6 protein-coding genes are annotated in these 10,596 nt (G+C 70.4%); 3 read left to right on the forward strand and 3 right to left on the reverse strand.

Annotation, left to right across the window (positions count from 1 at the left end):
* Positions 1–30: 30 nt before the first annotated feature.
* From eccCa to AB0O48_RS17255, 3 genes are read left to right on the forward strand one after another with little or no spacing between them, the layout of a single operon-like run.
* Positions 31–3,969 (forward strand): type VII secretion protein EccCa, encoded by a 3,939-nt coding sequence (gene eccCa / locus AB0O48_RS17245; RefSeq protein ID WP_365066574.1) that lies wholly within the window; start codon positions 31–33, stop codon positions 3,967–3,969.
* Between the two features lie 57 nt (positions 3,970–4,026).
* Complete coding sequence (locus AB0O48_RS17250) at positions 4,027–4,359, forward strand: WXG100 family type VII secretion target (protein ID WP_365066577.1); 333 nt, start codon at positions 4,027–4,029, stop codon at positions 4,357–4,359.
* The gene (locus tag AB0O48_RS17255) at positions 4,356–4,637 is read left to right on the forward strand and encodes a WXG100 family type VII secretion target (RefSeq protein WP_365066579.1); all 282 of its coding nucleotides are present in this window, start codon (positions 4,356–4,358) and stop codon (positions 4,635–4,637) included. The genes AB0O48_RS17250 and AB0O48_RS17255 overlap by 4 nt, the downstream gene beginning before the upstream one ends.
* A 33-nt stretch (positions 4,638–4,670) precedes the next feature.
* On the opposite strand, the gene AB0O48_RS17260 is transcribed toward AB0O48_RS17255, so the two are convergent.
* The 3 genes from AB0O48_RS17260 to AB0O48_RS17270 are packed head-to-tail and all read right to left on the reverse strand — an operon-like array spanning position 4,671 to position 10,481.
* Positions 4,671–5,264, reverse strand: coding sequence for a hypothetical protein (locus tag AB0O48_RS17260; RefSeq protein WP_365066582.1), 594 nt, complete (start codon positions 5,262–5,264; stop codon positions 4,671–4,673).
* On the reverse strand, positions 5,261–5,572 hold the full coding sequence (locus AB0O48_RS17265) for a hypothetical protein (protein WP_365066585.1): 312 nt from the start codon (positions 5,570–5,572) through the stop codon (positions 5,261–5,263). Before AB0O48_RS17265 ends, AB0O48_RS17260 begins: the two co-directional genes overlap by 4 nt.
* Positions 5,562–10,481: a caspase family protein gene (locus AB0O48_RS17270; protein WP_365066588.1), complete on the reverse strand. Its 4,920-nt coding sequence runs from the start codon at positions 10,479–10,481 to the stop codon at positions 5,562–5,564. The genes AB0O48_RS17265 and AB0O48_RS17270 overlap by 11 nt, the downstream gene beginning before the upstream one ends.
* Between the last annotated feature and the right edge of the window lie 115 nt (positions 10,482–10,596).

A 10,596-nucleotide genomic window follows, 5' to 3' on the forward strand; every position in this document is an offset into this window, starting at 1 on the left:
GCGACCGGCGGCGTTTCGGGAGGAGCCCGGGTGAGTACGGTAGTCGTCGTCCGTCCACCCCGCTCACCGGCGCCCGCGCTACCCCGGGGCGAGATCGTCCTCGAATCCCCACCGGAACTGCCGGCCGAGAGGGTTGCCCGCGCCAACCAGATTCTCCTGATTCTGCCCATGCTCGCCGGCGTGGTGGCGATGGGCTTGCTTTTCGCCAGCGGCAACACCGGGGCGCTCACCTACCTTGCCGGTGGGATCCTGGGCGTCGCCTGCCTCGGCTTGGTGTTCGGCATGCAGATGACTCCGCCAGGTCGGGACCCTGAGGCGGAGTTGGAGGTCGAGCGACGGGGCTACCTGCGCTACCTCGACCAGGTGCGCAGGAAGGCGCGGCGGGCCGCGGAGCAGCAGCGGGCGGCGATGCGTCGGCGGCATCCGGACCCCGAGGTGCTCTGGTCGTTCGTCGGCAGCCGTCGAATGTGGGAACGGCGGGCGACCGACGACGATTTCGGCGAGATCCGGCTCGCCACCGGACCACAGGCGCTCGCGGTCACCCTGGTGCCGCCGGAGACCAAGCCGATCGAGGATCTCGATCCGTTGTGCACGGTGGCACTCCGGCAGTTCATCCGGACCCACAGCACCATAGCGGACCTGCCGACGGCGCTGTCGCTGCGTGCGTTCGGCCGCGTGGTGCTCCGCGGCGACCGGCCCGGCACCCTGGCCCTGGCGCGTAGCCTGCTCTGCGCCGCGGCGGTCCTGCACGCCCCGAACGACCTGCGGGTCGCGGTGGTGACCGTGCCGGACCGGCTCGCGGAGTGGGACTGGGTCAAATGGTTACCGCACACGTACGACGAAACGCGGCGGGACGGTGCCGGCCCGGCTCGGCTGGTGTTCTCCGGTCTGGCCGAGTTGGAATCGGCGCTCGCCGACGAACTGTCCACCCGGCCCCGGTTCAACGTCGACAGCAAGCCACTCACCAGCGCACCACACCTGCTCATCATCCAGGACGGGGGCGAGATCGACGGGGCCGAGGCGCTGACCGGAGCAGGTCTGCTCGGCACCACGGTGCTCGACCTCTCCGGTACGGTGCCGCGAGACGCGGGGCGGTGGCTGCTGTGCCTGCGGGTGGCGGGCGAGGAGATCAGGCTCGACCGAGGCAAGAACACCACCGTGCTGGGGCGGCCCGACCGGCTGAGCCTGCCGCAGGCAGAGGCGGTGGCCCGCCAGTTGTCGCGTTACCGCCTGCGTCGGCCTGGCGCGGCCGACCCGTTGACGGGCGAAACGAGTCTGCTCCAACTGCTCGGCCTCGATGATCCAGGTTCCCTCGACCCGGCGCGGAGCTGGGCCCCCCGGCCCGCCCGCCAACGGCTGCGGGTGCCGATCGGGGTCGGCCCCGACGGACTGCCGGTCGAGCTGGACATCAAGGAGTCGGCGCAGGACGGGATGGGACCGCACGGGCTGGTGATCGGGGCCACCGGCTCCGGAAAGAGCGAACTCCTGCGTACGCTGGTGATCGCGCTCGCCGCGACGCACTCGCCCGAGGAGCTCAACTTCGCGCTCATCGACTTCAAGGGCGGCGCGACCTTCAGCCTGTTGGATGCCCTACCGCACACCAGCGCGGTGATCACCAACCTCGCCGACGAGCTGCCGCTGGTGGGGCGTACCCAGGATGCGCTCGCCGGCGAGTTGGTGCGCCGGCAGGAACTGCTGCGCTCGGCCGGCAACTACATCTCTCGGCAGGAGTACGAGCGGGCCCGGCGGTCCGGGGAGCCACTCGCCCCGCTGCCCAGCCTGCTTGTCGTCTGTGACGAGTTCAGCGAGTTGCTGAGCGCCCGGCCCGATTTCATCGATCTGTTCGTGATGATCGGCCGGGTGGGCCGGTCTCTCGGCGTGCACCTGCTGCTCGCCTCCCAGCGGCTGGAGGAGGGCCGGCTGCGCGGGCTGGACACGCACCTGTCGTACCGGATCGGGCTGCGCACCTTCTCCGCCGTGGAAAGCCGGATCGTGCTCGGGGTCCCGGACGCCTACGAGCTGCCCCGCGCCCCCGGCCACGGCTATCTACGGCAGGGCACCTCGACCATGCTCCGGTTCCGGGCCGCGTACGTGTCGGGGGCGTACCGCGCGGCCCGGCGGGTGACCGGCGCTCGGGCGGCCGAGTCGATGGTCGTACCGTTCTCGGCCGCACGGGTGCCGGTGCCGGTGCCGAGGCTTCCGCTGGCCGACGAGTCGCCGGACGTCGTCGAGGAAGGCCAACCCTCGGTGCTCGACCTGGTCGTCGACCGGCTACGTGGCCGGGGTGTGCCGGCGCACCAGGTGTGGCTGCCACCGCTGGCCGACCCGCCCACGCTGGCCGAGCTGCTGCCACCGCTGGAGGTGGACCACACCCTGGGCCTGCACCCGGCCGGCTGGTCCCAGCGGGGCATGCTGGTCGCGCCGGTTGGCATCGTGGACCGGCCGTTCGAGCAGCGCCGTGACGTGTTGTTCGTCGATCTCGCCGGTGCGGGCGGCCACCTCGCGATCGTCGGTGGTCCGCAGTCCGGCAAGACCACCCTGGCCCGTTCGCTGATCTGTGCGCTCGCCCTCACCCACACCCCGACCGAGGCGCAGTTCTACTGCCTGAACTTCGGCGGCGGCGGCCTGGGTTCGCTTGCGGGTCTCCCCCACATGTCCGGGGTCGCCGACCGACGGGACGTGGACAAGGTGCAGCGCGTCGTCGCCGAGGTGGGCACTTTCATGGAGGAACGCGAGCGGCGGTTCTCCAGCCTGGGCATCGACTCGATGGCCTCGTACCGGCGCCGTCGCGCGGATGGGGAGTTCACCGACGATCCGTTCGGCGACGTGTTCCTCGTCGTCGACGGCTGGAGCACGCTCCGAGCGGAGTTCGAGGAGCTGGAGCAGAAGATCACCCGGCTGGCGGGGCGAGGGCTCGGATTCGGCATCCACCTGGTCCTGACCGCTGCCCGCTGGCCTGACCTCCGGCCCGGCCTGCGAGACGCGCTCGGCACCAAGCTGGAGTTGCGGCTGGGGGATCCCACCGAATCGGAGATTGATCGCAGGGCCGCGGCGTCGGTGCCGGAGCGGTCGCCCGGTCGTGGCCTGACCCCGCAGAAGTTGCATTTCCTGGCCGCGGTGCCACAACTGGACGCCGGGCCCTTCGACGAGTCCGTGCGGGCGAGAGCCGACCTGGTGGACATGATCGCGAAGGCGTGGTCCGGCCCCCCGGCACCCCCGGTACGACTGCTGCCGCGCCTGCTTTCCGCGGACACGTTGGCCACGATGGCCGAGCCGTCGCGCGGGCTGGCCATCGGCGTCGACGGCGACCGCCTGGCGCCGGTCTATCTGGACTTCGACACCAACCCGCACTTCATGGTGTTCGGTGACGCGGAGTCCGGCAAGACCAACCTGTTGCGGCACGTCGCCCGGAGCATCGTGCAGCGGTACAGCCCGGACCAGGCCCGATTGATACTTGTGGACTACCGACGCGGCCTGCTCGGCGCCGTCGAGGGCGAGCACCTCCTTGGGTACGGGACCGGCGCCAAGACCATGACAGAAATGGTCGGCAGCCTGCGATCGGCGATGGCGAACCGCCTTCCCGGACCGAACGTCACCCCTGACGAACTACGTAACCGCAGTTGGTGGCGCGGCCCCGACCTGTACCTCCTGGTCGACGACTACGACCTGGTCGCCGGCAGCGGATCCAATCCGATCGGCGAGCTGCTGGACCTGCTGTCCCAGGCCAGGGATGTCGGACTGCACCTGATCGTGGCCCGTCGCGCCGGTGGCGCCGCGCGGGCGCTCTACGAACCGGTCCTGATGCGCCTGCGCGAACTCGACACGCCAGGCCTGCTGCTGTCCGGGCAACGGGAGGAGGGGGCGCTGCTGGGCACCGTACGTCCGAGTCCGCAACCGCCCGGTCGGGGACGGTTGGTGACCCGGGCCGCTGGCGTACAGCTGATCCAGACGGCGTGGAACGAGCCGTGACTCCCGGTGCGGTGCCGGACCCGGTAACGTTGGCTCTCCGAGCCGGTAAGGGATGCCATGGCGACGCCGTACCACGCTGATCATGCGACGTTGCGGGTCGCCGCCAACCGCGTCCGGGCCACCCACGACGACCTCGGCAGCGAGCTGCGGCGGGTCGGTGGCGCGGTCGACGAACTCGCCGAAACCTGGAGCGGCGCCGGTGCCAGCAGGTATCAGGACCTGGTGCGGCGCTGGCGGCACGACGTCGAGCGCCTGCTTGAGGAACTCCACGTGATGGCCGAGATGCTCGACCGGAGCGCCGCCGGCCAACAGGACAGCGACGAGGGTGAGCTGACCGCGCTGCGGCGCGTCGTGGACGCGTTGAATCCGCCGCCGGAGGCCGAGTCGTGACGAACCTGAGCTACGACCTGGGCGCGATGGAGAACACGCGTGCCCAGTTGGTGAGCGTCGCGGGTCGGATCGACGGCAAGTTGGCGGCGCTGCGTACCGAGCTGGACCAGATCGACTGGTCGGGCCCGGACCAGGTCGCGTTTCAGGAGCAGCGAACCCGCTGGGAGAACGCGGCGGCAAGCCTGCATGAGGTGCTGCGGGACCTGACCGGGGCGCTCACCGACGCCGCCGAGCAGTACTCCGAGATGGAGGCGAAGAACACCGATCTGTGGACCTGACGACGCCCCTCGTACGGCGATCGGGTCATCGGCCTAGCAGCGCTGCGGCGTCAGACTGAGGACGCCGTCCAAGCGGACGACGACCCGCTGTTGCCGGCTTGTCCGATCGACGTCCAGTGTCACCGAGGTCCGGTCCAGGGCCAACAGTTCACCGCAGACCTGGGTGTCCGTGGTAACCACCTTGAACCCCGGCTTGTTGGCCGGGCCGGCCAACCAGGTCGTGCCCACCGAGAAGGCGATCGCCGCCAGGCCGACCAGCAGCAGGGCGGCGGCGAGCCGGATGGCCCTACGGATGGCACCGACCTCGTTGCGGGTCCAGGTCCTGAGCGACTTTCCGGTCAGCCAGGTGTCGCCCACCGGCGATCCGTTCGCCGCCCGTACGGCGACCAGCGAGCCGGCGACCAGCGCGGCGAAGCCCAGCCCGAGGGAGCTGACGACGATGAGCCGGGCATCGGGTGTCAGGTCCACCACGTTGTCCGGCCCCTTGATGATGGTGGCCGCGGCGAGCAGCGCGGTCAGCCCGGTCAGGCCGGTGCGCCAGCCTTCCGCCTGCCGCCGGGCACCATCGAGTTGGCCGAACTTCTGCTGCTCGGCGAGCTGTTCCCAGCGCTTGTCCTCGATGTTCATCGCAGTGCCGCCGCCCAGAACGCGCCGCAGCCGGTGTCCGGTGACTCCGGCGGACGACCGGCGTGCGGGTAGCCGCAGGCACAGATGAAGACCTGCGGCCCGTCCGGCGGGGCCGGCGGCCGTCGGCGCAGCCAGCCCTTGCCGCCGTACACCGGCCCGTGCCAGATCTCCTTGGTCATCTCGCCCTGGCAGGCCGGGCAGACCAGGGTGACGACGAGCTCCTCCAAGTCGCCGGATGCCACCTGGGGCGTACCGGAGAACTCGAATTCAAGTTCCCGGAACTTGATCGACCTGTGGTCACCTGGCATCGTTCGACTCCTCCGGCGGGTCCGGCACCCGTAGTCCGAACAGGGCGGCGTATCGGCACAGGCGGGCGCGAGTGACGTCCACCGGTTCGCCCACGGCGGCCGCGGCGAGCGCCATCTGTTCGGCGGTGACATCGCCGCGCAGCGGTGGGGCCCAGCCGTCCAGTTCCTCGGTGAGGACGATCAGGTCCTGCCAACCCACGATCCCCTCCGGGCAGTCGTCGCGGCCGAAGTCGACGACGACGCCGAGGGACTGGAACCGGGTCAGCCGGTCGTACGCGACGCCCGGCTCCCAGCCATAACGCGAGGCAAGTCGCAGCAGGTGTAGCGGGGTGACCGTGTTGTCGGCGAGCGGATGGCGGGGCGGTTTCTGGCTGGAGAAGCCCCGGCCCTCGTCGGGCGGCAGGTCGTCGGTGAGCATCAGCACGTCGTACCCGTCCGGCACGATCCGGTCGCCGTCCGGCACCCACGCCGGCAGGATCGCACCCAGTTCCTGGTACGGAGCCAGTTCGGACAGCACCTCGTCGATGGACTTTCCGCTGACGTGAGCGTGCCAGACGACGTGCAGCGGCGCCGGCGCCTGCCAGCGGGGCCGGGTCTCGGTGTCCGTCAACAGCATCCAGGCCCGCTCGAATCGAACAGTACGCCTTCGCAGCGCGCTCGGCAGTTCGGCCGCGATCGCGTCCAGGTCGAGATGGGGCGCGAAGTAGCGGAGCAGATGGTCGCGTACCTCGCCGAGGGTGATCCGCGCGGCCCCGGCGATCGCCACCAGCATCGGCGGTGTCACCTCGCCGCGCAGTTCCCAGAACGGCGCCAGCCGGGCGAGCGCGGCCTCGAGTCGTTCGGCCGCACCGTCGAGGGGCGCGACGGCCGCGACCGCGCTGACGATCCGGCCGAGCCGGTGGACCAGGGGAGCCCCGGTGTCCCACACCTCGCTCGCGGACAACAACGCCCAGTCGTCGGGGCCGGGTGTGATGTCCGCCAGCCCGGACAACTCGGGCATCAGGACGGACAGTTCGCTCTCGGCCGAGGCAGCGCTAACCCGGTCCGCCACCTGGCTCACCGACTCGCCGGACCGGCTGGCCAGGATCAACAGGTCCATGGCGTTGGGTGGTCGTTCCAGGGCGAGGAGCCAGGCCTGCACCGGGTCGTCCTCGTGCAGCCGTACGGTGCCGTTCCAGCCGGGACGGATCGCGCTCCAGATGCCGAGCGCCCGCAGCCGGCCGACCCGGGCGACGAGGTCGGGGGTGGCGATCCCGAGTACCTCACCGGCGGCGAGCAGGTGCCGTACGGACATCCCGCTGAGCCACCGGGTGTCGTAGTACTCGTCGCGGAAGTCCCGGTGCACCAGCCGCCGGTCGATGTTGTCCGGGACATAACCGTCGATGGGTTCGATCTCCGACTCGACGGGCGTGGACGGCATCGGCTCCGAGCCGGTAAACGTGATCAACGCACGCCACGCCTCCCCCACCGACCGGCCGGAGAGCCACGCCGCGCCGACGACGCGTAACCCGAACGGCACCGCGACGTTCTCGTCCGCCTTCAACTCCGGCGGGAGCATCGCCAGCAGCGCCGCGTGTTCCGGCGCGGTACGCAGCAGGCGCAGCGGACGCAGGTCGAGGCCGGCGATCACGTACGGTCGCAGCATCCGGAGAAACTCCTCGCTGGACAGCCCACGGGTGTCTCGCCGACGGCGGAAGGTGTAGGCGTCCATCACCGGCCGGGGCAGGATGTCCAGGTGGTTCGGGCGGATCACGGGGTAACCGTCCAACCGGTCCGGTGGCAGGTACGCCGGCTCGCCGGTGCCGTCGCTCGGCCCTTGCGCGTCCCGCCACAGCTTGGCCCGCCAGGCGTGGATCCACCGGGGAAGGCCAGCACCGGGCAGGTGCGGCCAGCGGTCCCGATCGGGCTGGAGGTCGGCGTCCTCGGGTAGGCAACCGACCAGGCCGAGGTTCACCCGGACGCTCGACCGTACCGGCCGTACCGGCAGCTCCAGGTCACCGAGCTCGTCGAACACCCAGTCGGCGAGCTCCCGGTCGGCGGCCGCCAAGCGCCACAACCACTGCATGCTCAGCCCGGACCAGGTCCGCAGTGTCGGTAGCGCCGACCGTAGCTGCGCGGACACCCATTCTGCGTCCCACTCCAACATCTCACGCCGGTCGACGCTGATCCGGGGACGGTGTCGGCCGGTCATGTTCAGGACGAAACCGAACGGATGGTCTGTGGTCGACCGGCCCGCCATCGTCGATCCCGATCGAGGGGGAAGCACCTGGATGCCGTCGGTGAGGTACCGCCCTTCGTCGGCTATCCACCAGACGTGCGCGGCGGCCCGAACGTAGGAGCCGATCGGCCCGCTCATCCGCAGCTCGCCGGGATGCCAGGTGTCGACCACCTCGCCGCTGACCTCGACGTCGACCCGGTACTCGGGCAGGTGGAGGTGCTCGCGCAGGGCCTCCGCACAGGACACCCCGTCGTCGACGGACAGGTGCAGCCGGACGATCGTGCCGCCGTTGCGGATGCCACTGGGCACGTCGGGTGTACGACGTACCCGGAACAGGTTGCCATTCCCGGCGATGGTGATCTGGAGCGCCTCACGTCCGGTCAATCCCGTCTCGTAGGTCGGGACGGTGGTGATCGAGATCTCCGACGCCAGCATGAAGTAGCTGAACACGCCGATGCCGAACTGGCTGTTCGCGTGCAACCGCAGCGCCGGGTCGAGCTGCTGCCAACGTGCCTGCTCCCGTCGGAACGGCTCGGTCTGCACGAAGCGGGTCCCGGCCTCGGCGAACACCCGCGTGATGACGTACTCGGTCATGCCGACGCCGTTGTCCTGGCACTCGAGATACGGCCGGCCGGTGGCCTCGACGCCCTGCCGGAAGACGACCCGCGGCGTCCAACCGTCAAGGTCCTGCTGTGCGTCGTGGTAGTGGGCCCGGAATCGCATCTCGCGGTACCGGCACGCATCGAGGGCGTTCTGGTAGAGCTCCCGGATCGCCACCGAGCGGTCGCCATAGAGCTGGGAGCCCATCAGCATGCCCTGCACCTTGTCTGCGGCGAGACTGAATCGCAGCAGCGGGAGCTGGTAGAGCGGCCCCTGGCCGGTGACTCTCAACGCGTGCACCGCGTCCGCCGTGAACGCCGGGGGCAGCCCGGCCAGCATCGGCTGCTCGTCGCGACTGGCGGTGCCGACGATCAGTCGCCTCATCTCCTCGGCCTGGGCGGCGAGATCGCCCAACACGACGTGGATCGCCGGGTGCGGGCACACGGCGGCCAGCTCCATCGAGGTCGCCACGCGGCGCCACCTGGCGGTGGCCAGCACCTCGCGCAGGTCGTTCAGGGCTACCGGATCACGGACCCCGATGTGGTCGGGCACCACCTGCGGCACCCGGCGCGGGTCGGCGGCCAGTACACCGGCGAGCCTGACCAGTCGGGCGAGCACCCGGGAGTTGCGCTGCTCCGGGGCGGTGTCGATCAGCTCGACCGCCTCGATGCCGCCCACCGCGTGCGCGACGCTGAGCAGCAGGTCGGCGTACTCGGCGACCTCGCCGCGGCTGGGTGTCTCGCCGAGGGCGCCGAGCAGCGCCCCCGCCGCGGTCGTGGTCCACTCCCGTACGGTGGCGGCGCACCACAGGTCCTCCCGGCCGAGCAGCCAGCGGTGGGCCATCCAGGTCACGATGGCGTCCTGCTCGACGCTGCCCTCCTCAAGCTGGATCACCCGACGGCAGAGCTGCTCATAGGCGCTGTAGACGACTTCGAGATCGAACCGCAGCCCGGCCTGAAACGTCGGTCTGACGTTGCGCGGTGTCAACCGGTGCAGGTCGAACATGCCGAGCGCGAGGACCGCTTCCCGCAGATACGGGGCGATGACGAGCACGGCCACCTCGGCCGGGGGCAGCGTCAGTTGGGTGTCGTCGTTCTGCGGTCGAAGCAGCGCGTGCAGGATGGACAGGACCCGCTGCGGGTAGGCCTCGTCGGTCCACGGGTCGCGCGGCCGGGCAGCGTGTGGCCGTTCGGTGCGCAGCTCGGTGATGGTGTTCGCATAACCCTCGACGAGGTCGCGCACCACGGCGGCGACCGGGTCCCGCTTGGCCGAGGCGGTCTCCTCCACGAGGCCCCACAGCTCGGTGTCCGTCGCGCCGACCTGCCACTCTTCGAAGATCCGCAGGCCGTCGCAGACTGGCTCGCTGAACGGCGTTCCGGTCAGCTCGCTGGTGGCCCGGGCCGAGGGGGTCTGCCCGCTGCCGGCGAGCGCACGCTTGGTCGTGGTGACAACCTCGGACACGGTACAGGCAGAATGACGGACCCCGAGAGCGTCAGCCAAGGCCCGGGTGAACAGACTGCCGCGAGCGTCATACCGGCAGATCTCTCCGCGGGCACAGCCGGCGACCAGCGCGAAGGCACCGTTCGGTAGCTGGGGTAGGCCCTGCATCTGGGAGATGTCGAAAGATTGGTCCGGATTGTCGCGGCAGGCATCGATGAAGGCGACGGCGATGCCGGCCTGGCAACGTCCGACCTGGTCAGACAGGTCAAGCGAGATCAGCGCAGCCTCGTCGGCCCGGCTGTTGCCGGTGGCGCGGTAGTCCTCCGGCACCAGATAGTCGCGATCACCGAAGCGAACGCCGTGGCCACTGAAGTACAGCAGCAGGGTTCCCCCGGCTGGTACCTGCTGACAGACGGTGTCGATCGCGGTGAGGCAGCGGGTACGCGTCACCTCGCCGGGTATCCGCTGCTCGTCCTCCCCCGAGGGGCCGTCCGGCGCTACGCCAAGCACCGTGACCTGATAGCCGGATTCCATCAGCGCGTCGCGCATTCGGGTGATGTCGGCCCGCACCACGTCTTCGGGGATGGGGGCGAACGTCTCAGCGTCGTCGCAGTGCGGTACGCCGATCAGCAACGCGAACCGGTCTGACACGAGTCACCTGCGGTGCGGTGGCGGGGGGAACCCCATAGTGCCACAGCGCCCGTGACAAGGGGCGACCCAACGGCCCCCTGTCCGGTTTCTTGCACCGCCGCCAACGACGCCACGA

It is taken from the genome of Micromonospora sp. NPDC085948, from assembly GCF_040686315.1.
Taxonomy (GTDB): Bacteria; Actinomycetota; Actinomycetes; order Mycobacteriales; family Micromonosporaceae; genus Micromonospora.

What these genes read in the sequence shown, in the direction of transcription:
- AB0O48_RS17250 (WP_365066577.1), top strand. Translation starts at nt 4,027, where the DNA reads ATGGCGACGCCGTACCACGCTGATCATGCGACGTTGCGGGTCGCCGCC.
- AB0O48_RS17260 (WP_365066582.1), bottom strand. Translation starts at nt 5,264, where the DNA reads ATGAACATCGAGGACAAGCGCTGGGAACAGCTCGCCGAGCAGCAGAAG.
- AB0O48_RS17265 (WP_365066585.1), bottom strand. Translation starts at nt 5,572, where the DNA reads ATGCCAGGTGACCACAGGTCGATCAAGTTCCGGGAACTTGAATTCGAG.